A 24,854-nucleotide genomic window follows, 5' to 3' on the forward strand; every position below is an offset into this window, starting at 1 on the left:
TAGTGCAATGCCGGCGTGGCAATCCGATAGGGTGGATCGATCGCTCCTACAGGTCACACTCCCCATGCCATTCTCCCTCGAATTACTTTCCGCATTTGCGCTGTTTGCGTTTGTCTCCTCCATCACCCCGGGGCCGAACAATACGATGCTGCTGGCCTCGGGCGTCAACTTCGGATTTCGCCGCACCATTCCCCATGCGCTGGGGATCAGCGTCGGTTTCATGTTTCTGGTACTGGCGGTCGGCTTGGGACTGGGCGGGGTATTCAAGGCGGTACCCATGGCCTATACAGTTTTGCGCTATCTGGGGGCGGCCTATTTGTTGTACCTGGCCTGGAAAGTCGCCACCTCGGGACCTGTTTCGCAGTCTGATACCGCCACTGGCGTGCCCCTGGGATTCTGGGGTGCAGCGGCCTTTCAATGGGTCAACCCCAAGGCCTGGGTCATGGCCGTTGGCGCCATCACCACCTACACGCCGTCCCAGGGTTACATCGCCAACGTGTTCATCATTGCGTTGGTGTTTGCCCTGATCAACCTGCCCAGCGTCTGTGTCTGGGCCGGGTGTGGCAGCGCATTGCGCAACGTACTGACCAAGCCCAAGTGGTTGCTGGCGTTCAACCTGTCGATGGCGTTGCTGCTGGTGGTGTCGCTGTACCCGATCCTGTTCGAGCATTAATCCTCGACGTCACCTTCATTGAGCCATTCCTGGCTCAGTGTCGGCGTATCCCCCAGATACTCCAGCAGCCAGCTCATGGCCGGCGAATGATGGTTCTGGGCCCAGGCGATACACGAAGGGCTGGCCGGGAAGGGCCGTTGCAAGTGCAGCGCCACCAGTTGCCCTTGTGCAATCAAGGGCTGGGCCAAGTGTGCGGGCACCATGCCCACGCACAGCCCGTCACTCAGGCATCCCAGCCCGGTTGACCAGTCGGGCACCATCATTCGCCGTTGATTATCCAGGGTCCAGGTGTCGCGCTTGGGCAGGCTGCGGGAGGTGTCGTCCATGCACAAGGACGGGTAGGGGCGCAGTTGTTCATCGCTCAGCAACCCTTCAATCGATGCCAGCGGATGCTGCGGGCTGGCGACGCACAGCCAGTGCAGGAAGCCCATGTCGCGAAAGGCAAAGCTGCCCGCTACCGGCACCGCGCGGGTAGCGCCGATAGCGATATCGGTGCGGCCGTCGACCAGTGCATCCCAAACGCCGTTGTACACCTCGTAGTGAACGATCAGTTCCACGTCCGGGAAGTGCCGATAGAAATCGATCACCATCTGCTGGCAGCGTGGCTGCTTGATGATGGAGTCCACCGCGACCCGCAACTGGCCGCTCCAGCCATTGGCCACTTGCTGGCACAAACGCCGTGTGCCGAGCATTTTTTTCATGACATCCCGGGCTTCCTTGACAAACATTTTGCCGGCCGGGGTCAGTTCGACGTCTCGATGACGGCGTACAAACAGCGGTACGGCGAGCCACTGTTCGAGTTGGCGCACGGTATAGCTGACGGCTGAAGGCACGCGGTGCAGCTCTTGCGCGGCGCCACTGAAGCTGCCGTGCCGGGCGACGGCATCAATCACATCCAGGGAGTATTCTGACCACATGCACTTGCCTTCAAAATATTTGATGCCAGTCGGCAATTATTATCGCTTCACAAGCAAATGGTCAGCTGGATAATGCACGCCAGTCAACAAATTGTTTGATGGCAAGTTTTGGATGACCATGAAGAACTCTTTTGGATTTACCTGTTATCTCGCCGGGCTCAGCATGCTGGGCTACCTGGCGATGGATATGTATTTGCCCGCTTTCGGCACCTTACGCAGTGAATTGCAGCTCTCGGCCGGTGCCGTGGGGGCAAGCCTGAGCATCTTTCTGGCGGGTTTTGCATTTGGACAGTTGTTGTGGGGCCCGTTGTCGGACCGTCTGGGGCGCAAGCCGGTCTTGCTGGCAGGCCTGTCGCTGTTTGCGCTGGGTTGCCTGGGGATGCTGTGGGTCGAGAGCACCGCGCTGCTCCTGAGCTTGCGGTTTATTCAGGCGATTGGCATTTGCGCCGCGGCCGTCACATGGCAGGCACTGGTGATTGACCGTTATCCGGCGGACAAGGCAAACCGGGTGTTCGCCGGCATCATGCCGTTGATGGGCCTGTCACCTGCACTGGCGCCGCTACTCGGTGCCGTGGTGCTGAGCCATTTTGGTTGGCAGGGCATTTTCGCGGTGCTGCTGGGGCTGGCGGTCATGCTGATCGTGCCCACGCTGTTGCTTAAAGAAAAAGCCCGTGTGACGCCTTTGCGGGTGAAGAGCGGGGTGACTTACTGGCAATTGCTGCGCACTGCCAGTTTCAGCGGCAATGTGATGATCTTTGCCGCCTGTTCGGCGAGCTTTTTCGCCTGGCTGACCGCTTCGCCCTTCATTCTCGGTGATATGGGCTACAGCCCGAGCGATATCGGTCTGAGCTACGCGTTTCCGACCCTGGCCTTCATGCTGGGCGGTTATGGTTGCCGCAGTGCCTTGCAGTACATCAAGGGCCGCAAGCTCTTGCCCTGGCTGCTGCTGGCTTACTGCGCAAGCATGGCGGGGTTGTACGGGGTCGCCACACAAACCGAGCCGACGCTGGCCACCTTGTTGATTCCGTTTTGCCTGATGGCGCTGGTTAACGGGGCGAGCTATCCGATTGTGGTAGCGAATGCACTGATGCCGTTCGCGGAGAATTCCGGCAAGGCTGCGGCGCTGCAAAACACCTTGCAGTTGGGGTTGTGCTTTCTCGGTAGCCTGCTGGTGTCGAGTTATATCAGCCAGCCCTTGCAAATCACCGTGGAGGTGATGCTGGCCACGGCGCCGCTGGCAGTGCTGGGTTATCTGATACAACGTCGTCAGGCCCGCCGGGAAGCTCTTGCTGCCAGTTGAGCCTGTTTTGCCGTTGACATGAAAAGGCCGGTCACCCTTGAGGTGACCGGCCTTTTTAGTGGCTTGCTTCAGGCGATATCCACCAGCACTATTTCGCTGTCTTCAATCGCGGTGACCCGCAGCACCGCTTCATCGACGATGGCCACACCGTCCCGGGCGCTGGCCCGCAGGCCATTGATCTCAATCACGCCGGTGGCGGGCACCAGATAGGCACGACGGCCGCTGTCCAGTCGATACTCCGCGCTTTCGCCGGCCTTGAGGTTGGCTGCCACCAGTCGCGCATCGGCGCGAATTCGCAGGCTTTCGTCGTCACCTTGCTTGCCGCTGGCCAGGGTCACAAAGCCTTCGCGTCCGTCTTTGGGGAAGGGTTTGGCGCCCCAGGCAGGTACATCACCCTGCTGATTGGGAATGATCCATATCTGAAAGATCTTGGTAGGGATCGGCTCGAGGTTGTACTCGCTGTGGGCAATACCGGTGCCTGCGCTCATGACCTGCACGTCACCGGCTTCGGTACGGCCTTTATTGCCGAGGTTGTCCTCATGGCTGATCGCGCCTTCACGAACGTAAGTAATGATCTCCATGTCACGGTGCGGGTGTTTTGGAAAACCGGTTCCCGGGGCGATGACATCATCGTTCCACACGCGCAGGTTGCCCCAGTTCATGCGTTGTGGGTCGTAGTACTCAGCGAACGAAAAGTGGTGATGGGCGTCCAACCAGCCATGGTTTGCACCGCCCAGGGTGCTGAAAGGTCTGAGCTCAAGCATGATTCTTCTCCGGTTCAGGTCAGCCGTACGGTTAAACGGTGGCCAGTGGTTGATGGAGTGATTTTGCATCAAGGATATATCGATAAAAAGGTTAAAAAATGCTTCAAAGCAATCGATTAAATAGATGTTTGTGCGGCGCTAGCAAAGCTGAATCACCGATGGTTCAGCGCCTAAACAGCTGATGCCCAAGCAATTAGCTAGATATCCTCGCCCATTGCGGCGACCATAGCCCATCCTCCCGAACAGCCTCACACCCTGGAGTCAGCGTGCCGCAACACACCCCCGAACTGCCTGTCGAACTTGCCCCTGTCACTCAACTGCCATTGCTCAAGCGCCTGGCCGCACGATTGTTTGGCAGCGGCCTTAGCCGTTTGCGCGCGCAACATGCGGCGTCCTGGTTGCAAGGTCAGGCGGACGGGTTTCGCAGCGGCCATACCGCAGGGGTCGATTACGGTTTCCAGGAGGGACATGCCGAGGGGCTGGAAGAGGGCCGCCAGGTGCTGTTTATCAGTGACACCCGTTCGCAGGAGCTGCGAGCCCCCGGCATCGACGACAACCTCTTCGACGACTGGCGCTTACCGCTGACCCCCGAGCTGAAAAAGCAGATCAAGGCTGACGTGGCCGCGCTGCTGCCTGCCCATGCCCAGCCCAGTGCAGCCCAATGGAAGATGATCTTCAGTGATACACCGTCAACCTCCGTCGTGGCCGGGGCCGGGGCGGGCAAATCGACGTCACTGGTGCTGCGGATTCTATTGCTGACGCATTACCTGGGGTTTGAGCTCGGGTCGATGACGGTCGTGACCTTCACCCGTGAGTCGCGCAAGGATTTCATCAGCAAGTTGCAAGAGGTTTTTGCCCTGTGGGGCCGGAACCTGAGCCTTAAAGAGGCGCGGGAGGTGGTCCGTACCTTCCACTCGCGTATTTTGCCCCTCGTGCGCAGCCTGCCCGGTTACGGGCAGTTGCAGGCCTTCGAGACGCTCAATAGCCGCAGCCTGTTCAACGATGACGACACCGACAGCAACCCCTTTGACTTGCGTATCAATGATGCGCAGCGTCAGCAGCTCAATGCGTGCTACCACGGGCTGTATACCCGGGATGAGCGTTTTCGCCAGGCGCTTGCACCGTTGTGCCGGCATGCCCTGCAGCTCAAGGAGCTGGAGCGCGATCACCCGGACGTGCAAAAGCGCATGGCAGTGACTGAGCTGGCCGCCAAGCGCGACGAAGAGTTGTGCGACACCCTTGAAGACCTGTGGTTTGCTGCAGGCGCCTGGCCCATCAAGGGCATCGAACCCAACCGCGAAACCCTGGAAATCAACGGTTCGCACTTCCACTGTCACGGCTATATCCCGCAACTGGATGCCTGGGTCGTGTTGGGCTTCGACCCGCAGGAAAACCCGCAGATCTGCCGCCCCGGCGCCAAGCTGAGTGTGCGCGCAGAGTGGGCGGTCAAGCGCACACTGTTTCGAGCTTTCTGTAGCAAGCCTTTGATCTGGTTGGAAAATTATGACGCTGCCAAGCGCGTCATTGCCTCCCTGGCGGGGGATGCGAGCGCCGGGCCGGGGTTCGACTACAAGCTCAAGGGGGAACTGAGCTCGGCCCCCTTGCTCGACTCGTTTGTATCCGCGGCGAGCTTTATCGAGAACCTGGGGCTCGATGTGGCGGTAGCCGTCGGTGACATGCGCTTTGCCAAGGACGATCCGGACCGTTTCTTTTTCGAGGCCCTGAGCCTGTACTGGCGCGCCCTGGAAGATCACCTGTTGGCCCAAACCCCGCCGGTCATGACCTACAACCGCATGTTCTCGCTGTTTGGCGAAAACACGCCACAGAACTTCAAGCTGTTGAGTCACGAGCAGTTGCGGCCGTTGTCGCACTTAATGATCGATGAATTCCAGGACGTCTCGCCACAAATCGTGTCGTGGTTGCGGGCCAGCCTGCGGGAGATTCGCAGCCGGGGTCCGGCGATGCATGTCGGGCGGGGTGCCCAGCGCTCGTCATTGCTCTGTGTGGGGGATGACTGGCAGTCAATCTATGGCTGGCGTGGCAGCTCGCCGAAGTATTTCATGGCGTTCAACCAAGAGTTCCCTTCGCCCGCCACGACCCGGGTCATGCTCAGCGACAACTTCCGCAGCCACCAGCACATCATTGATGCAGCCGAGCATATCGTGCGTGCTGCGCCTTCGATTGCCGGAAAACGGGCCAAGGCCAGCGGCGAACCCAAGGAGCTGGTGCCGGTGACGGTCTTGCCGCGTGACGAGCAGGATCTCGCCACACGCTTGACCGAGCATTACCATGCCGGGGATCGAATCTTAATGTTGTATCGAAAAAGCAGCGATAAGGCATTGATTGAAAAGGAAATTCAATCTGTTGTTAATGTTGATTCTAGATTGGCGCCTGAAGACCGCAGGCTGAAGCAACTGACGTATCACAGCGCCAAGGGCTTGCAGGCGGATGCAGTTTTCCTGCTGGGCGATTGTCAGCACCTGACGTCTTCACCGTACAAGAACCAGGTGTACCGGATGGCGGGCCTGGGGAAAGATGGCGATCCTGACCCGTACGATAACGCGCAAAAAGACGAAGTATTACGCCTCGCTTATGTCGGCATCACACGGGCAGTCAAACATTGTTACTGGTACCTGGAGAAGCAGGATGCCCAAGGCCCCAACATCCCCAAGGCCTCTGATCGTATTCCCGCCGGCAAGGCATTTTTCGAGGATTTACGAGGGGTGGATACACCTCTTTTGGCGAACCCTTAACGTAGCGCTGGACGAGTAGCACGAGGCCGCGTCCCGGCTTACTGCCTGTAGCCGCTGCCGAGGCACGAAGGCTGCGCAGCGAGACACCTGTCGCTGCGCAGCGCTATCAAGCCAGCGCCTGCCAGGCCCGGGGTGGCACGAAACTTTCGAGCTCGTCCTCCACCGCCTGGATGATCCGGGCCACTTCGCCGGTATTCATGACGGTTGCACAAGGGATACCGGCAATGGCGATCAGGGTTTCGCCGCTGGCACGGTCAAACAGCCGGGCAATCATGCTGCGCGGGGCGTCCATGCTGGCTTCGAAGCCCATGGGGTGGAAATGCCAGCGCATCAGTTGGCAGGCGTTGGGAAAAGAAACTTTGTTGACACTGTTTGACGTGTTCATAGAGCGATTCCTTTTGCTCTGGGCAAGTACGGCACGGGTAACCCGGCCGCGCCATGTTTACGATTGTTTCGTGTTCAAAGCTATCATCCCGAAGTAGTGGCGATAAGCCTTTTTTTAACTGAAGCCCACTTGTTTCAACAGGTTTTGATGCACGTCATGGGCTGAAGCGGTTTTCCAGCGGTTATCGGGTATCCGATGAGTGTTGAAGCCGGGCCCCAGACGCGGCACTCTCATGTTTTGTTTCCGAGCATCCTATGTCAGCCCCAGACGACTGCCCCGAGCAGACCCGCGCCACTGGCGAAACCGTGTTGCGTTATCACCTGTGCTGGAAACACCGGGACCTGGAAGGGGTGATGGCGCTGTACCACCCGGATGTACGCTATCACGACTTTTTCCAGAACCGGATGATGGTGCTCGATGAGCTGCGCGAGTACGTGCAATTGTCCATGCCCCGAGACCCGGACGAGGCGCTGGAGCATAGCGACCGCATTCGCCTGGATGGCGACACCGCGTTCATTCAGTACCGAATGACCCTGCGAGGCAGCCAGGGCCTGGTGTCGTTCCGCGCCAGCGAAGCGATCACGGTGCGCGACGGGCTGATCTGGTGTGTGAATGAATATGCCTCGCTGGTCCACGAGCAGGCGCAAAATACCCCACGATCGCCGTCGCTACGGCCTGCGGCAAGTCGCTTGGGGCTCTCGGCACGGCAATTGAGTTTTATGGCCCAGGACCTGCAAAGTTATTTTGAACAGCAACAACCCTTTCTCGATCCCGATCTGGATCTGCAGCAAGTGGCCAAGGCGTGCGGCTACACACGCAACCAGATGTCGTACTTGCTCAATCAGGTGCTCGGGCAAAGCTTTTACCGGTACGTGAACCAGGCACGGTTGCGCCATGTGCTGGCGGCAATGGATGCGGCCCGCTCTGCGATCAAAGTTGATGACGTGGCCTTCGCGGCGGGGTTCAACTCCCTCTCGGCGTTTTACAGCTGTTTCCGTCAACACACCGGGCAGTCTCCCAAGGCCTACGCCAGGCAAATTTCTCTGCGGGTACGCACGCAAGACTCGCCCTGAGGCCCGGAGATAGGATCGACCCATTCTTGATCAAGGTTTGGAGTCGGCAATGCCTGCATGGCGCACTATCAGTCTGTGGATGGACCAGCTTGGGGATGATCTGGCGCCACGGCCTTCGCTTGCCCATGACCTGGATGTCGATGTACTGATCATCGGCGCCGGTTATACCGGACTCTGGACCGCGTACTACCTCAAACAGCACGCCCCTGAGCTGAGCGTTGCCATCGTCGAGGCACAAACGGCCGGGTTTGGTGCTTCGGGGCGTAATGGCGGCTGGTTGATGGGGAACTTGCTGGGTGAGGACCGGCTATTGGCAGGGCTTTCTCCCCAGCAACGGCGTGAATCATTCGGTTTGCTGCATGGCATTATCGATGAAGTTCAGCGCGTCACTGAGCGGGAAGGTATCGACTGCGATTTGCGCAAGGGAGGCGCGCTGTATTGCGCCGCGCGCTATCCCGAGCAAGAGGCCAGCTTGCGCAGTTATCTGGCTTCGCTCTACGCCCAGGGATTGAGCGAAGCGGATTATCACTGGTTGAGCCCGGCGCAACTGGCGCAGCAGATTCGTGTCGCACGGCCCTATGGCGGCATTTTTACCCCGCACGTGGCCACCCTTCATCCGGCCAGACTGGTGCGCGGCCTGGCACGTACCGTTGAGCGGCTTGGGGTCACCATTTTTGAACAAAGCCCGGTTCTCGAGTGGCGCTCCGGTCATGCCCGTACGGCCAGGGCCGACGTACGCTGCCGTTGGGTGGTGCCCGCGGTGGAAGGGTATGCCAACACGCTGCCGCCCTTGGGGCGTTATCAACTGCCGGTGCAAAGCCTGCTGGTGGCCACTGAACCGTTGTCCGCGAGCCAGTGGAGCGATATCGGCCTGTCGCAGGGGCAAGCCTTCAGCGAGAGCAGCCGACAAGTCACCTATGGCCAGCGCACGGTCGATAACAGACTGGTGTTTGGCGCCCGGGGTGGCTATCAGTTTGCCGGACGCTTGCGGCACGACTTCGACCTGACTCAAAGCGAAATCGACCTGCGCCGCTACCTGTTTGGCGAGCTGTTTCCGCAGCTCAAAGATGTGCGCATCAGCCACGCCTGGGGCGGCAACCTGGGCATGTCCCGGCGTTTTCAGCCGCACATGCTGTGCGATCGGCAGCACGGTATTGCGCTGGCCGGTGGCTATGGCGGCGAGGGCGTGGGCGCGAGCCATCTGGGCGGGCGCACCCTGGCGGACTTGATCCTGCAACGCGACACCCTTGAGGTCCGGCAGCCCTGGGTGTTGACCGGGGGCGGTCTCGAAGCACTCAAGGCATGGGAGCCGGAACCCTGCCGCTGGCTGGGTTACAACGCGATTATTCGTAGTTTTGTGTACGAAGACCAAACCCTGGCAAACCCGAACAGCTCGCCCTGGCGTCGGCAACTGGCCAGCCGTTTGGCCGGTTTTATGGAAGGTTTCATGCAGTAACCCCCTTGGCCTTTATCTGATCAGGAAACACCCATGAGCATTACTCACTTTAAAAATACCGCCCACATGACGCTGGATGCGTCTTCACCCGTGGCGGTACCGCTGGGCACCCCGGTGGCCGTGACTTCGGTGACCTGTGTCGAGCGTCATGACGGCGTCGAGACAGGCATCTGGGCGTGCACGCCCGGGCGCTGGCGGCGCCAGATCGTGCAGCAGGAGTTTTGTCACTTTATTCAGGGGCGCTGCACCTTCACCCCCGATGACGGTGAAACCCTGACGATAGAAGCGGGCGATGCACTGATGTTGCCTGCCAACAGCACCGGGATCTGGGACATCCAGGAAACCGTGCGCAAGACCTATGTATTGATCTTTTGATCACCGAAACCTGCCAATAAAAACAGCTGCTTAAAAACTGCAAGGAATCGAATCATGATCCGTATGGCCCTGTTGCCCCTCATGCTTGCCGGTACGCTGTGTCAGGCTGGCGAGACAGTGAAAATCTACAATTGGTCGAGCTATATCGCGCCGGATACGCTGAAGAACTTTGAGCGCGACACCGGCGTGGCGTCCAGTTATGACGTCTACGACAGCAACGAAACCCTGGACGGCAAGCTGATGACCGGCAACTCGGGTTACGACGTGGTGTTTCCGTCCAACCACTTCATGGCGCGGCAGATCCAGGGCGGCGCGTTGAAGAAACTGGACAAGAGCCAGTTGCCTAACTGGAAGAACCTCAACCCGGTGCTGCTCAAGGCGCTGGAGGTCAATGACCCTGGCAACCAGCATGGCTTTCCGTATCTGTGGGGCAGCACGGGTATCGGCTACAACATAGACAAGGTCAGGGAGGTGCTGGGGGAGGACGCGCCGCTGGATTCGTGGGACCTGATTTTCAAGCCGCAGTATATGGAGAAGCTCGCCAAGTGCGGGGTGGCGATTCTTGATAATGGCCCGGAACTGTTGCCTGTCGCCCTGAACTATCTCGGGTTGCCCCACCACAGCAAAGACCCGGAGGATTACAAAAAAGCCGAGGCGTTGCTGCTAAAAGTCCGGCCGTACATCAACTACTTCCACTCATCCAAATACACCGGTGACCTGGCCAACGGCAATATCTGCGTGGCAGTCGGGTTCTCCGGGGATATTTTGCAAGCCGACAGCCGCGCCAAAGAGGCCGGCAACGGCATCAATATCGGGTATTCGGTGCCCAAGGAAGGTTCGCCCATCTGGTTCGACATGGTAGCCATGCCCGTGGATGCGCCGGACGAGAAGGCAGCCTACAGCTATATGAACTACTTGCTGCGCCCCGAGGCGATGGCCGAGATCACGAACCACGTGCATTACGCCAATGGCAATCAGCAGGCGGATGCCTTGGTCAACCCGCAGATCAAGGCCGACACCAAGGTGTATCCAACCCCCGCGATGATGGACACCCTGTTTGCGCTGCAAGCCATGCCCTTGAAAGTCGATCGGGTCCGCACGCGGGTGTGGACCCGAATCAAGGCCGGTGGCTGATTAACGGATGGCGTGCGGGTTAACCAGGTTGGCCGGGCGTTCACCCGCCAGTGCGGCCAACAGGTTATCCACGGCACAGCGCGCCATGGCTTCACGGGTTTCAAAGGTGGCCGAGCCAATGTGGGGCGTGGCCACAACGTTATCCAGTTGCAGCAGCGGCGATGCCGGGTCCACAGGCTCACGTTCAAACACATCAAGCCCCGCGCCGCGAATCTGGCCGTCTTGCAAGGCCCGAATCAACGCCGCTTCGTCAACCACTTTGCCCCGGGAGATATTGATGAAGATGCTCTCGGGGCGCATCAGGGCAAATTGTTCAGCGCCGATCAAGCCTTCCGTTTGCGCCGTCAACGGCAAGGTCAGGCAGATAAAATCTGCTTGCTGCAGCAGTTGTTCCAGGCTGCGGTACTGCGCATTGAAGCGCGCTTCAACGGCCGGTTTTGGCGAGTTGCTGTGATAGATCACCGGCATGCCGAAGCCAAAGTGCCCGCGCTGGGCAAGGGCTTCGCCAATGCGGCCCATGCCGATAATGCCCAGGGTCTTGCCATGCACGTCGGTGCCGAAATGCTCGGGGCCGACGTTTTTTTGCCAGAGCCCGTTACGCACCCGATTGGCCAGTTCCACTACACGCCGGGCGCTGGCCAGAATCAGCGCAAAACCGGTGTCTGCGGTGGTTTCGGTCAGCACGTCCGGGGTGTTGCTCAGGAGGATCTTTCGTTCGGTCAGGTAGTCGATGTCGTAGTTGTCGACACCGACGGACACGCTGGCGATGGCTTCGAGTTGCGGGGCCAGGTCCAGAAGCTGTGCATCCAGCTTCAGGCTTGCGCCCAGCAAACCGTGGGCCTGGGGCAGGGCAGCCCGCAGCTGGTTCATGCCTTCGGCATCAAGGCGCTCGATCAGCGTGACCCGGGCATGGGCCTCAAGGCGTTGCATCAGTGGCTCGGACAGTTTCTTGTACAGCACGACATTCTTTTTCAAGGTCATCACTCACATTGCAATCAGGAATGGGCCAGACGTTGCTGGGCATTGAAAGTCGGTGTCACCGGGTCTTTGGTCGTGGGCTTGAGCATCAGGGTCAACAGCACGGAGATCAGCAATGCACCGCTCATCAACAAGTAAGACGCGCCCGGCGAGCCGGTTTCGCTGTTCAGGTAGCCCACCAGATACGAACCGCCGAAGGAACCCAGCGCGCCCATGCTGTTAATCAGCGCCATGGCACCGCCGGCCACGTTGGACGGCAGGATTTCCGGAATGATGGCGAAGAACGGACCATAAGGTGCGTACATGCAGGCACCGGCAATCACCAGCAACGCATAGGACCACCAGAAGTGTTCAGCCCCCAGTGCGTAGGAACCGTAGAAGGCAATGGATGCGATCAGCAGCGGCGGCCAGACAAAGCGTTTGCGCTTTTGCAACTTGTCCGAGCCCCAGGACACCGCCAGCATCGCGATCACGGCAGCCAGATACGGCAGGGCCGACAGCCAGCCGGCTTCGATCATGTCCATCTGCGCGCCTTGCTTGAGAATCGAAGGCAGCCACAACACAAACCCGTAGACCCCGATGCTCCAGCAAAAGAACTGCAGGGCCAGCAGGATGACTTTTGGCGAACGGAAAGCGGCGGCGTAGTTCTTAACGGGTTTCATCCCGACCTGCTCTGCATCCAGCGCACTTTGCAGGTCTTGTTTCTCCTGGCCAGTGAGCCACTTGGCATCACTTGGACGATCATCGGCCAGACGCCACCAGATGAATGCCCACAATACGGCTGGCAGGCCTTCGACGATGAACATCCAGCGCCAGCTGTAATGCTGCACCAGGTAGCCCGAGACCACCGACATCCAGAGCATGGTCACTGGGTTGCCGAGGATCAGGAAGGTGTTGGCGCGCGAGCGTTCGGCACGGGTGAACCAATGGCACAGGTACACCAGCATGGCCGGCATGACGGCGGCTTCAACCACTCCGAGCATGAACCGGATAACCACCAGCCACCAGGCGTTGGAAACCACGCCGGTCAGGGTTGCCAGGCTGCCCCAGAGAATGAGGCTGACAAAAATCAGTTTTTTAACGCTGTTGCGCTGGGCGTAAATCGCTCCCGGTACCTGGAAAAAGAAATACCCGAGGAAGAACAGCGCCCCCAGCAACGACGAAAGCCCCGGGGTGATGTTGAGGTCTTCGGCCATACCGGACGCTGCCGCAAAGCCATAGTTGGCGCGATCCAGATAGGCCAGGCTGTAGGTGATGAACACGATGGGCATGATGTACCACCACCGACGGGCGGCGAGTTTTAGCGAGTGCATAGTGGTGCTCCTGATCTTGTTGTTTTTGTCGCAGCAGGTAACAGGTCAAGCTGATCACGGTGTGGGAACAGGTTCGGCGTGTGTGGTGTGGTGCGTCAGTTCGGCACGGGTCGGCAGGCCTTCCATATCGCCCCGGCTTTGCACGGCCCGGCTGCCAATCCAGTTGCCGCGTTGTACTGCCTGGGCAAACCCGAGGTTTTCCAGCAAGGCACTGATTACGCCGACGGCAAACCCGTCACCTGCGCCAACGGTGTCAATCACACGGCTTACCGGTACGGCGGGAATGAATTCTTCGGTTCGCGCAGTGCGGTAAAACGCACCCTTGGCGCCCAGTTTGATCACAACGGCTTCCGCGCCTTGATCGAGATAGAACGCGGCAATGTCGGACGGATCGTCGTAACCGGTCAGTAGCTGGCCTTCGCTCAACCCCGGCAATACCCAATGGGCATGGGCGGCGAGGGCGTTGATGTCACGGATCATTTTTTGCTCGCTGGCCCACAGGGAAGGCCGCAGATTCGGGTCGAACGACACACTGTTACCAGCGGCACGCATCGACTTCATCAACTCGAAGGACAATGCGTTGCAACTGTCCGACAGGGCGGGCGGGATCCCGGTGGCGTGCAAATGGCGGGCGCTGAGCAGGGGAGCGCTGAGTGCGTCAAGGCTCAGGTGGCTGGCGGCAGAGCCACGGCGAAAGTATTCGACCTGCGGATCGCTGCCATCGTCGACCCGGGACTTGAGCTGGAAGCCTGTCGGGTGCTGCGGGTCGATTTCGACATGCTGGCAGTCCAGCCCTTCAGTTTGCAGAGTGTTGAGTACAAAGCGGCCAAAGGAGTCCGCGCCGACACGGCTTAGCCAGGCCACGTTGAAACCGAGCCGGGCCAGGCCAATGGCGACGTTGCTGTCAGCACCGGCAATACGCTTGTGGAATTGCCCGACCTGAGCCAGTTCGCCCGTGTGTTCGGCCACCAGCATGGCCATGGTTTCGCCAAACGACAGCACATCAGGCTTAGACATGGCTCGGCTCCTGTTGCTTTTGGCTCAAGCGGGCCAGAACGGCCACGTGTTCCTGGGTCAGCCCGTCCAGGTCGGCACCCTGCAGCGGGTACTCGATGGCGCGCGTCAGGCCGTGGCGCATATGACCCATGAGGTGCTCCCAGCTGTTCAGGTCAGCGGCCGTCGGCGGGGTGGCGACCAGTTTGCCATCCGGACGGCGTATCACGCCTTTGCAGTGCAGGTAGGTGACATGGCGACCCAGCAGGCGGGCGGCGGTGCTGGCCGATTGGTCTTGCCACTGCCAGTTGCCAATGTCGAAGGTCATGTGGATTGGCGCTTGCTGCTGCTCGACCTTGTCGAAGAAGCGCTGCATCGACTCGATGCGTCCGCCCTGGCAGGTCTGGTCGTTTTCGACCAGCAAATGCACCGGCTGCTGATTGAGGCAAGCAGCAAGGGTTTGCAGATCGCAGTGTTCAGTGAAATAGCCGAGTGACACTTTCAGCCATTTGGCGCCAAAGGCGTGAGCCCTGTGCAACGTGGCGAGCAACTGCGGATTGGGCCGTGATTGCCCCGCTTCCCACAGTTCCAGAGGCGAAGAAAATACGCATTCGAGACCGTACTGCTGTACCGCCTCACTGAAGGCAACGGGCTCTTCATGGGTCAGCAGCTCTTCACGCAACTCGATGCGCGATGCTCCGGCGTTGGCCAGAAGCTCGATAAAACTGCCTTGCCCGCGCTGGCGTACCAGATCGGCACCATAGCTCGACAGGCTGATGGAAACGGGGAATGTTGTCATTGTTGTTAACCTCTGAAACCGGTTTCATTTTTTATTGAAAGTGTTGTGTAACAGGCAGGGCACCCATCCGCGGGTGTCCTGCCGGTAAAGCGTCAGGCAGTCACGGGGCGGGTGGAGCCGCGAACGATCAGCTGCGCCGCAAAGTCCAGCGCCCGTGGCGGCTCTTTATCGCCGCTCAGGCGTTGCAGCAGGCAATTAAAGGCATTGGCGCCGATCTGTTGCGTCGGTTGGGCGAGAGCGGTAATGCCGCTACCGACCAGGGGGAACCATTCCAGATCATCCAGCGCAATCAGGCCCACGTCGTCGAACAGGCGGCAATTTAACGCGCGCAACACCTGCATGCATGCCAGCGCGGCAATGCCGTTGGCGCAGAACAGCGCTTTGGGGCCGGCCCCGGGGGTATGCAGGAAGGTTTTGATCTGGTCATGCAACTGGCTGCCGGTCTGAGCCACAGCGCCTTTCAACGCCGGGCGTGCTGCCAGTTGCGCGGTAAAACTGTTGATACGCTCGACGCGGGAGCTGGTGCCATCGACAGGCTCGCTGACCATCAGCAACTCGCGGTAACCCTGCTGCTGAAGATGCTCCAGGGCCATGTGTACCGCCCCCGCATTGTCCAGGCCCACCAGATCGGCGTGCAGTTGTTCGACTTTGCGGTCGATCAACACGATGGGCATTTCCTCATGCAGCGCTTGCAGTGCGTCAGGATGATGGCCAAGGGTATTGAGGATCAGACCTTCGATGTTGTAGGAGCGCAGGGCGGCGAGGTGTTGATGTTCTTGCTCGTCATTGCGGTCGGTGTTGCACACCACCAGGTTGTAACCGTGCTGGCGGCAGGCAGTTTCGACGCCATGCATGACCGCGATGGAGTAGGGATTGCGGATGTCGGCCACCAGCATGCCGATCAACCGCGTGCGCCCGCGCTTGAGGCCGCGGGCCATTTGATTCGGGCGATAACCCAGGTCGTCGATGGCGCGCTCGATACGAAGCGCCGTGGCCTCGGAGAGCAAGGCGCGGTCTTCGCCAATAAAGCGCGACACGCTGGCCTTGGACACGCCGGCACGTTGGGCAACATCAAGCATGGTCACGCGGGAGCGCTGGGCAGCAGAAAAACTGTTCACGGCCTGAAACCTTTTATTTGAGTTATCGCAGGCGATTGAGTGCATTGCACTGAAACCGGTTTCAGGAAAACTCAAATCACCCATCGGCGTCAAGTGCCGTTTATAAACTGGTGTTTAAAAAGCGCCTGTTGCACCTGTGTAAAGGCTCCGTTCCGATAAACGATATCTATCTACTCCCGGGTAGGCGGCCCGAATCCGCATCATCAGGTCTTTGTTCCAGGCCACAGTCATGCCCAACGTCCCGCAAAGCGACAGTTACCGTTCTCTTCTCGAATTCGCCCGCCAGGTGTTTAACCGCGTCTGCAACACGCCCAGCTTCAAGGCCTTGGTCCTCGCGCTGAAAAAGCCCGCCGATGCCCCGTTGACGGCCCCGGACAATGCTGATTACCGGGGCTTCGAACAGCGGTTGGCGAGCGTGGCCTACGCGCACTACTGCAACGCCGGCGCGGCAGGCAGTGAAGCGGGCGCGGGTGAAAAACGCCAGTACTTCGATTACCTGCTGGCACTGGATGCTCACACCGCCACGATCGAGATCCGCGAATACGGGGCAGAGGACAGGCCGCTGCATTCACTTCTGCCGGATGCGTGGAATACGCCACGGGATCTGGTCATGACGCCCAGGCGCACCGGCGATCAGCCTGTGCGTTCCAGTACGGGGGCGCAACTGACCCTCAAGGTCGACCCGCTGCATATCAACACACTGGCCCTGGCTCTGGCACACATGTTCAGCGAGGACGCTCAAGGCTGGCTGGTACAGGCCCGGATTCCCGGGCCTGTACGCTTGGGCAGGGGGGACGTGTACGCCGTTGTCAATCTGTCGGTTGCCGGAAGCGGGCAGGTGTCAGCCGTCGCAGCAGGGCTCGCCGGGCGCTTGCCCGAGACAATGCGTGTCGATCATGCGCCGCCCGGCATGTATCGCGTGGCAAAAGGGATTTTCTATGCCGAGACGATCGAGAGCGGCTCCGGGAGTTACGGCCAGGCCCTTGCGGGGCGGGTTGCCACGGCCTGCGCCCGGGCTATGTTGACCAACACGCCGATTGAACAGACCTTGCCCTATGCCTTGCTCGTGCGCGGTTATGACGTACACACCCCGGCAGTGTTGGCCCAAGCGGTATGGGACCGGCAACTCAAAGGCGGGCTGATACCCATGAGTGGCGGGTACGCATCCCGCCCGGGCAGCGATGATATTCAACGTTTCATTGCGGACCCTGTGGGGTTTGCCGGTGCCAATGTGTTCAGCGCCGAAAGCCTGGCCAGGTCGGTGCGAAGGCTGCCGGCCGAAGGGCACGCGCAACTGGTGAAGGTCGGGCCCCGGCTGTACGAAGTTGAACCGGCCACGTCCGGGTCTGCTGCCAATAGCGTGCCGGCGTATTTTCTCGGGTACGAGGGCGCCAACCAGAACAATGCGCAGCCTGCTTATGTCGATATTCCCCGCCAGGCACCAGCCGGCAGTCTTGTGTTTACCGGGACGCTGTCCGGCTGTTCGGTGGTGGTCACCCGGCTGAACCCCACGATGTACCGGGTTTACCACGACGGCCGGGTCAACAGCTCGCTGCTGTATGACGACGTGGTGTGTGCCGTCGATTATCTGGATTACCAGGTGCCGGGTACCGCAGAAGGCCTGGCGTCGGTCTTTATGCATTACACCCAGGGTGACTGGCAGTTGGTACTTCAGCGTCAGGCGTATCAGCGCGTTGGCGATCATGTCTGGCCGATGCTGCGCAGTAACGGGGCGCCCGTGTCGGTTCATGGGCCGGAGCCCCGCGTGCTGCAGCGCAAACAGCTTGAGTTCACTGCTTACCGCGAGCAGGTTCACCGCCAGTTGAGGCGCCTGGCCGGCAAGTTTCAACTGCCGGTGCCTGCGGCCATCGAAGGGGTGTACAGCGGTGGCGCGTTCAGCCCCGAGCATCCGGCGCTGGCGGGCTGGAATGCTTTGCGCAGCGAGCTGTACGGCAGGCTCGATACTGACCTGCAAGGGGTGCTCGCCAAGCGTCAAAGCCTGTATGCCGAGCGCCCGGGGTCGGGCCGAAAGGCTTTCGTCGACGAGCAGATCAGCCGGCTGAACGACACGATCGATTACTACCAGGGGTGTTTCTATACCGTGCTGGGGGAGGCGCAGAGTGTCGAAAAAACCTGGCTGTGGCAGCAGATCAAGGCCAGCGGTGACCTGTCAGCCGTGTTGTTGAGTGATGACAGGTCGCTGCAGAGTGCAGGACGGGTACCCGCTGACCGCCAGGCTGGCTATCTCGAACAGGTGCTCCGGCAGTCGGCTGTGTTGTGCGAGCATTTTCAGCAGGCCGGGAGTCGTTTCGAGCGTCTTGTGCCGCAGGATATTTACCTGTCGCGCGTGGGCGACCCTTTCGGAGGGCGTTGCTATCCCTTGGTGAGGGCCATGGCCGTTGCGCTGGCGATCGGCGGTGAAACCTGTGCAGACGCCCTGGTGCAAAAGCTGTTCCTGGCCGCCGCCGACCCGACGGGGGGCAGTGCCACGTTGTTCAAATACAGCCTGCAAACGCTGCATGCCAATCTGGCGGCGGTTCAAGCGTCCAGCAGCACCGGTACCTTCACCTTGCCCGAGGTGGCGTCACGGTTCAAAGCCGCCGGCAGCACCACGATGTTTGCGCTCAATACCCGCACTCACTCGATGCTGCTGGGCTGTGTGGTGGGGGCGGGTGTGCGCCGTGACTACTTCTATGACCCCAACCTCGGGGTTTTCGCATTCGATGAGACCGAGCGCCTGTTCCAGGCCTTGCAGCAGCACTTGCTGGAGGCCGGGCTGGCGGGTTTGTATGCCGCTTACGGCAGCTTGTCGCAGCCCGGCTTCAGGCTGGTCGAAATCGATACGCGCAAGATGGCCTCCGTTCCGTTGGGCTATGGCTTGCAGGTCGCTGATCTGAGCCGGCCGGATGAACTGGCCGATATCGTCGGACAGCGGCAACAGGTCGACCCAGCAGTCGCGGCGCATGTCCAACTGGCCGAGGATCTGCCCATGCGCAGGGCGCTGGCGATGCTCGAGGCAGAGCGTTGGGGGACGCGTTTTCATGCGGCCAGCAGTCGGTTGATGCACGAAGCGGGCCTGGACCACCGCTGGTTCCCCGTGCTCGATAACACCGAAAATCACGGCGAAGGCCGTTACCGGGTGCAGTTTATCGACAGTGAAGACCCCGGCCGGACCCGTTGGGTGAACAGCGAAGCGTCAGCCGTTGCCGAATTTTGCCGTTACATCGATACGCAGATGCGCCGCCTGCGCCTGCCATCCGGTACTGCCGTGTCACGGAACGTGACCGATGCGCACGTTGACGGTCTGAATGCCGGGTTTGCGATCAAGGCGCTGATTCAATGGTTTGCCGATAAGAAACGCCAAGGGCCAGCGCAGCCCTTCGTCTCATCGGAGCGCGCAGCACTGCTCAAGATTCACAGCTATTTCACGGCGGTGCAGATGGCACAGGGCGCCGCGCAGGATGCAATCCGTGTGCTGGAGCTGGCACGTACCGCCTTGCGGGAGGATGTGCTGAGTAGCGGGGAGTCACTCAAGGGCGTGGCCGCGCTCCTGGCGCGGACGAATGAAGAAGTCGGCCTGGTTTTCGCAGAAGTCATGATCGGCCTGGACATCTACGAGCTGGCTTATGCTGAAAATGAGCTGCAACGGGCGGTTCACGGCACTCTGCTGGTGTTCGATTCGGCAAGCCTGGTCACGGGCGTTGCCGGGCTTACCAGCGGTTTGATGGGCGCCTCCACGGCCTCTGCGGTGCTGGGTAGCGCAACGGCGATCCTGGGCGGACTGTCGGTGGGATTTGTGGCGCTGGCACAGGCATTTGGTGCTGTGGCAGACGATGCCAGAGCGGTGGGTCGCTATTTCCAGCAGGTCGACAGCGCCTACAAGGCCAGGGGTTACCGCTATGACGACACGCGCCAGGTGCTGGTGCCGCTGGCGGGCGCGGTGATCAGCCGCCTTGATCTGGTTGAGGGGAGTCTGGTCTTTGGCAGCCAGTACATCTACAGCACGCAATCTGCCTGGATCGGCGACCTGCCACAGATTGACCTCGACCGTGAACATGCCATCGAGGTGCGCAGCGGCATTGGTTATGTCGACAGCCGGCAGCCCTTGGCGCATAGCAATGCCCGGGCGATCATCCTGCCGGCGACCCCCATGTCGTGGATCGCGCATGACTACGGGCTGCTGCCTTTTGCCACTTTTCGTGACGATCCTGGCTTCGAGGTGATTCGCAGGCTTGAAAGCGAGCGGTTCGCTTACGATTTTTATGTCTTTCCGGGCGAGCAGATCATTCGCCGGATACGCCAGGAATATGTACCGACCACGGTCGATGTGATCCTTGGCCCGGGTCCCCGGCACCTGCTGGTGCCCGAGCTGCCTGAAGCGTTGCAGGGTTACCTGACCTATTCCTTAACCGGAGCGGGTGATGCAGGTGACTACCTGCTTGAGCTCCGGGAGGGCGTGAGCGTGCGGCTGGTCAGTGGCCTGCCCTCGGAGTGGTTGATCGATACCCGCCAGTTGTACAGCGATGAGCTCCTGTTCCTGGCGCCTCAACTGCAAGCCGACGGTGTGAGTGTCCGTCAGTACCGGCTGATGGCAGGCGGGGTACTTATCGAGCTGGATCCTGCGCATGCCTGTTGCCTGCGGGTACTCAAGCATAACCGTGAAGGTCATCGCCTTAACTGCATGACTCAAACCAGCGAAGTGGAGAGCCTGGATGCGGCTCAGTGGGACGCACAGGACACGCGCTTCGAGCAGCACCTGCAGGCCCTGGCCAGGGCCCACCAACTGCACGGGCAATATGTGCAGGTTGAGAACTACCAGCATCAAGGGCGGCCTGTGGGCCGGGGGTTTTACGACGTGAGCAAGGCGCGGATGCTGTTCACCGACAGCCCCCACGCAGTTACCCGGGATGCCTGGCTGGGTGCCGTCACCGATAAACATGCCTATTTCCATAGTGCTCAGGCCGGGATCGCCTGGCGGGTCGATGTCGCCAGCGGACAGTTGCGCGGGCAATTCCATCCCCAGAGCCGGTTGCACGGCGCGCAGGCGATCCGGCTCTGGCAGGAGGGCGACAAGGTCTACCTCACGCTGCGCCAGCCACCTTCAGGCACCCCGGAAACCGAGCTGATCTACCAGATCCAGGGCCCTGAAATGGCGCTGGTACGCATGAAGGGGGATGACCATCTGCTCAAGCAACTGGCGCTGCGTTCGCAGTATTCGGCCATCCTCAGTGGATACCGGCACAGTCCGCCCGGGCCAACCCTCGACCACTTGATTGAGTCATCCCTTGCGCCGTTGGTGCTGGTGTATGGCACAGATGCCGAAGGTGTTGATCATCGGTACTGGCTACGCACTGCGGACAGTGTGCTGATCAAGCCCAACCTTGAACCCCCGGCAGATCATGCCGGGCGCCAGAGCGCAAGCCAGCAGCCCCGCAGCGCGTGGCCGATCCCGTCTGATCTGGTGCTCGCGGGCAGTCTGACCCGCTCCGGCGGTGGCGAGGTGTTTTTCTTTTACAGTAAGGCAGAGCAGGTGCTTTTCCGCCAGGTCGGGCCTGGCGCGGAACGCCTTGATGCCAACCTGCCCAGTGCAAGGCGGGTCATCTGTCCGCCGTTGGCGAATTTGCTGCAGGCAGACGGCAATTTGATTGCCATCACCGCAGACGGGCGAGTGGCCCGTGTCGATGAGTGGGGCCGGCTGCACACTGAAGCGGTCAATCCACATTGGCTCAAGGGGCAGGCCTGCTGGTGGGAAGCGCTTGATACCGTCACGGACGCTGGTGCCACGCTTGCGGTATTCGGTGTACAGGCTACCGATGGAAAGCAGGCGCTGGCGGTGTGGTACCACAAGGGCCAACTGGTCGTGGTCGCGCCATCCCTGCAAGACAAGGCGCTGCAGTTCCTCGGATTCGAAGCGGACGGCAGCAGTGCCCGTCTGTTTGAACCCGGCAGCGGCAGGTTGTATTTTCAGCCGCCGCTGCCCCTGGAGGACAGGGCAAAGGCCTTTGGCGCCGGCACGGTCCTTAAAGCCGGTGTACACCTTCCTGCGCCCCGTGAGGCAGTGCCGTCATTGCGGTTGAAAGCGGTCCAGCAGGTTGACGCCGGGTTGCGGCTGACCACGCGCCAGGGCGAAATTGTCGTGCGTACCCGCAGCGGCGAGCTGCAACTGACGGGAGTCGACGAAGCCTGGCAGTACGAGGCCATTGAGCCAGGGCGGCGAGGGCAGGCATACGATGCCGAATGGCAGCAGGCCAACCTGCCCGACTTGTCAGAGGCACTCGTGGCACTTGCCCGACGTTGGCGATGCACGGGCGTGCTCACCTTGCAGGGCACTGGCCGCTGGTTTGAGGCGGGTAGCGGTTTGCTGGTCTCGGCGGGGGGCATTCCCCATGCAGACACTCTGCAATTTGTCGGGGCGGGCATCAGCAACAAGGACGCCTACGTTTACAGTCCTGTTGCTGCGGCGCTGTATCACATCGACGGCAACGGCACGGCACAGCACGTGAGTCGCTTTGGCCGTGTCCAGCGTGCGGGGGCGGTGTTGTTGCTACAAGCTGCTGGCCCCGGAAGCATCAAGCCCTTGAAATTGAGAGGGGTCGACAGCGTGGTGATCGGTGCGGGCAGTCATGGCGATACATTTTTCTTCAGCAAGAGCGCCTGGGCGCATTACCGCACGGTGGTGATCGAGTACACACCGCAGGTTCAGCATCTGCACCGTTTGAGCCTGCCAGTGGATGACCCCGGGAAGATCGCGGTCAGTCGCCATGACGACGATCTGGTATTGATGGATGGCGCCGCGCAGACCTTGCTCGTGGTGCGCCAGGCATTTCACCGTCAGGCAGGCGACCTGTTGATCGAGCTGCCTGACCCCGGGTTTGTCGTGCTGCTCAGTCAGTTGGTTAAAAACCTGCTCAAGCACGCGGGGCCGCGTGACGGGCTCCTTGATTCGGGAGCCAGTCGGCAATGGCGGCGGGTGGCCAGTGCCGTCGAGCGTTCCCGAGGCCCCAGCCTCGCGGCGTTGGGTGGGGCTGTGGAATGAGCGCCAGCAGCGGGCTGGCACGGGCGCAAGCGTTTACGCTTTGAATTGACGCAGCAACCCGCTGAGCTCGGTGCTCAATCCCTTGAGATGAAGGCTGGCGGTGCTCGATTGCTCGGCGGCCAGCGCGGTACTCTGCGAGAGCCCGGCCGCCCGGGTGACATTTTGATTGATGTCTTCCACGACATGGGCCTGTTGCAGCGTAGCGCTGGCAATCGAAGCGTTCAGTCCATTCAAAGTGCTCAGGGCCTGGCCAATGCGGGTCAGGCTGTCTCCGGCCCGGGACGCTTGCTCAATGGTTATTTGCGAAGCTCGACTGCTGCTGCCGATCACATCGACTGCCGCCTCGGAATGAGCCTGCAAGCCCTCGATCATGGTCTGGATTTCGGCGGTCGATTTTTGCGTGCGCTGTGCCAGCAGGCGCACTTCATCGGCCACGACGGCAAATCCCCGGCCTTGCTCGCCGGCGCGTGCGGCCTCTATCGCCGCATTGAGCGCCAGCAGGTTGGTTTGTTCGGCAATGGAGCGGATCACCTCCAGCACGCTGCCAATTTCGCTGCTTTGCGTCGCCAGTGTACGAATGACCTCCACGGCCTGGCCGATGGTGCCTGACAATTGATTGATCTGCTGCAGGCTGCTGTCGATGTTCTGCTGGCCTTGCTCCGCCTGGCTCTGGGCTCCGCGCATTTCGCTGGCGGCGTGCTCGGCATTCCTGGCCACTTCTTGCACGGCGTACGTCACTTCATTGATCGCGGTCGCAACCTGATCCATTTCCAGGGCTTGCTGCTGGCTGCGTTGTTGCGCGTCCGTGGCGTCGCTGCCCAGCGTGGTTGAAGACTGGTCCAGTGCGATGGCGGTGGCTTGCAGCTGGCTGACCACACGGCGCAGCTTGGCGACAAAATCATTGAAATGCCGGGCCAGTGCTGTGACCTCATCCTTCCCATGGGTGTCGAGGTTGCGGGTCAGGTCGCTTTCACCGCTGGCGATATTGGCCATGGCATGGACGGCCTCTTGCAGGGGGCGCACGATGCTGCGGGCGATGACCGTCACCAGTGCTGCCATGATCAGCGCAATCCCCAGGCCCGCCCAGCAGGCCTTCCATACCTGGGCCTGGAATTCGGCCTGCATGTCGCCGATATACACGCCAGAGCCGATGACCCAACCCCAGGGTTCAAACAATTGCACGTAAGAAGTTTTTTGTACTGGGGCTTCAGCGCCGGGCTTGGGCCAGCGGTAATCGACCATGCCGCCGCCCTTGGTCTGGGCGAGCCTGGCCATTTCATTGAAAATTGCAAAGCCGTCAGGGTCTTTGATCGCGGACAGGTCTTTACCGTCGAGCGTGGGGTTGGTGGGATGCATGACCATGAAGGGACGCAGGTCGTTGATCCAGAAGTAGTCGTCGTGGTCGTAACGCAATTGGCTGATCGTGCTCAGCGCCTGCTGCTGCGCCGCAGCCCGTGTCAGCGTGCCGGTGCTTTCCAGTCCCTGGTAGTAGGTGAGAATCCCGCTGGCGGCTTGCACCACGTTCCGGGTCTGTTGTGCCTTGCCTTGATAGAGATCGTCATGGAGCTGTTTGAGCATCAACAAACCCAACGCCAGCAACATGGTCATTGCCACGATCAAAATCAGCCACAGCCGCTGGCTGATGGACAGTCTGCGTAAGGTATTCATAAAGCGGTCACCCCAGATTTTTATTCTTGTTGTCATCCATGGACAGGTACCTGTCAGTCAACGACAGAACCTGTCATGAAAATTGCGTCATGTGTGTCATAGCAGCGAAAGTGCAACGT

At 60.4% G+C, this 24,854-nt stretch carries 17 protein-coding genes; 8 read left to right on the plus strand and 9 right to left on the minus strand.

Features of this window, described 5'->3' with window-relative positions:
• The first annotated feature begins 64 nt into the window (after positions 1–64).
• Entirely contained in the window at positions 65–673 is a 609-nt protein-coding gene (locus AWM69_RS08060; protein WP_218726209.1) for a LysE family translocator, read from the plus strand.
• On the opposite strand, the gene punR is transcribed toward AWM69_RS08060, so the two are convergent.
• On the minus strand, positions 670–1,590 hold the full coding sequence (gene punR, locus AWM69_RS08065; protein WP_218726210.1) for a DNA-binding transcriptional activator PunR: 921 nt from the start codon (positions 1,588–1,590) through the stop codon (positions 670–672). The two genes, AWM69_RS08060 and punR, sit on opposite strands and share 4 nt — an antisense overlap.
• A gap of 118 nt (positions 1,591–1,708) precedes the next feature.
• On the opposite strand from punR, the gene punC reads away from it, so the two are divergent.
• Entirely contained in the window at positions 1,709–2,890 is a 1,182-nt protein-coding gene (gene punC, locus AWM69_RS08070) for a purine nucleoside transporter PunC (RefSeq protein WP_131653777.1), read from the plus strand.
• 68 nt (positions 2,891–2,958) lie between these two features.
• On the opposite strand, the gene AWM69_RS08075 is transcribed toward punC, so the two are convergent.
• Positions 2,959–3,654: a pirin family protein gene (locus AWM69_RS08075; RefSeq protein WP_131653778.1), complete on the minus strand. Its 696-nt coding sequence runs from the start codon at positions 3,652–3,654 to the stop codon at positions 2,959–2,961.
• A gap of 266 nt (positions 3,655–3,920) precedes the next feature.
• Here AWM69_RS08075 and AWM69_RS08080 point away from each other — a divergent pair, with 266 nt between their 5' ends.
• Positions 3,921–6,407, plus strand: a complete 2,487-nt coding sequence (locus AWM69_RS08080; RefSeq protein WP_218726211.1) for a UvrD-helicase domain-containing protein — start codon at positions 3,921–3,923, stop codon at positions 6,405–6,407.
• Positions 6,408–6,513: 106 nt separating this feature from the next.
• Here AWM69_RS08080 and AWM69_RS08085 read toward each other — a convergent pair whose 3' ends face one another.
• Entirely contained in the window at positions 6,514–6,792 is a 279-nt protein-coding gene (locus tag AWM69_RS08085) for a DUF1652 domain-containing protein (protein ID WP_048379657.1), read from the minus strand.
• Between the two features lie 254 nt (positions 6,793–7,046).
• Here AWM69_RS08085 and AWM69_RS08090 point away from each other — a divergent pair, with 254 nt between their 5' ends.
• The 4 genes from AWM69_RS08090 to AWM69_RS08105 are packed head-to-tail and all read left to right on the plus strand — an operon-like array spanning position 7,047 to position 10,830.
• Entirely contained in the window at positions 7,047–7,865 is an 819-nt protein-coding gene (locus tag AWM69_RS08090) for an AraC family transcriptional regulator (RefSeq protein WP_218726212.1), read from the plus strand.
• 49 nt (positions 7,866–7,914) lie between these two features.
• Positions 7,915–9,321 carry an FAD-binding oxidoreductase gene (locus AWM69_RS08095; protein WP_218726213.1) on the plus strand — a complete coding sequence of 469 codons (1,407 nt, stop codon included), beginning with the start codon at positions 7,915–7,917 and terminating at the stop codon, positions 9,319–9,321.
• 33 nt (positions 9,322–9,354) lie between these two features.
• Positions 9,355–9,696: a cupin domain-containing protein gene (locus AWM69_RS08100; protein WP_131653782.1), complete on the plus strand. Its 342-nt coding sequence runs from the start codon at positions 9,355–9,357 to the stop codon at positions 9,694–9,696.
• 54 nt (positions 9,697–9,750) lie between these two features.
• Complete coding sequence (locus tag AWM69_RS08105) at positions 9,751–10,830, plus strand: polyamine ABC transporter substrate-binding protein (protein WP_218726214.1); 1,080 nt, start codon at positions 9,751–9,753, stop codon at positions 10,828–10,830.
• Here AWM69_RS08105 and AWM69_RS08110 read toward each other — a convergent pair whose 3' ends face one another.
• From AWM69_RS08110 to AWM69_RS08130, 5 genes are all read right to left on the minus strand, one after another.
• Positions 10,831–11,811, minus strand: a complete 981-nt coding sequence (locus tag AWM69_RS08110) for a D-glycerate dehydrogenase (RefSeq protein WP_218726215.1) — start codon at positions 11,809–11,811, stop codon at positions 10,831–10,833.
• A 14-nt stretch (positions 11,812–11,825) separates the two neighbouring features.
• Positions 11,826–13,121, minus strand: a complete 1,296-nt coding sequence (locus AWM69_RS08115; RefSeq protein WP_131653784.1) for an MFS transporter — start codon at positions 13,119–13,121, stop codon at positions 11,826–11,828.
• Positions 13,122–13,175: 54 nt separating this feature from the next.
• Positions 13,176–14,138, minus strand: a complete 963-nt coding sequence (locus AWM69_RS08120) for a sugar kinase (RefSeq protein WP_131653785.1) — start codon at positions 14,136–14,138, stop codon at positions 13,176–13,178.
• Positions 14,131–14,913 (minus strand): sugar phosphate isomerase/epimerase, encoded by a 783-nt coding sequence (locus AWM69_RS08125; protein ID WP_131653786.1) that lies wholly within the window; start codon positions 14,911–14,913, stop codon positions 14,131–14,133. The genes AWM69_RS08120 and AWM69_RS08125 overlap by 8 nt, the downstream gene beginning before the upstream one ends.
• Before the next feature lie 92 nt (positions 14,914–15,005).
• A complete protein-coding gene (locus AWM69_RS08130; protein ID WP_373274294.1) occupies positions 15,006–16,031 on the minus strand; it encodes a LacI family DNA-binding transcriptional regulator in 1,026 nt (341 codons plus the stop codon).
• 229 nt (positions 16,032–16,260) lie between these two features.
• On the opposite strand from AWM69_RS08130, the gene AWM69_RS08135 reads away from it, so the two are divergent.
• On the plus strand, positions 16,261–23,067 hold the full coding sequence (locus AWM69_RS08135; RefSeq protein WP_218726216.1) for a TcdA/TcdB pore-forming domain-containing protein: 6,807 nt from the start codon (positions 16,261–16,263) through the stop codon (positions 23,065–23,067).
• Between the two features lie 33 nt (positions 23,068–23,100).
• Here AWM69_RS08135 and AWM69_RS08140 read toward each other — a convergent pair whose 3' ends face one another.
• A complete protein-coding gene (locus AWM69_RS08140) occupies positions 23,101–24,735 on the minus strand; it encodes a methyl-accepting chemotaxis protein (protein ID WP_218726217.1) in 1,635 nt (544 codons plus the stop codon).
• Between the last annotated feature and the right edge of the window lie 119 nt (positions 24,736–24,854).

Source organism: Pseudomonas sp. D1HM (assembly GCF_019266105.1).
In the GTDB taxonomy this organism is placed as follows: domain Bacteria; phylum Pseudomonadota; class Gammaproteobacteria; order Pseudomonadales; family Pseudomonadaceae; genus Aquipseudomonas; species Aquipseudomonas taetrolens.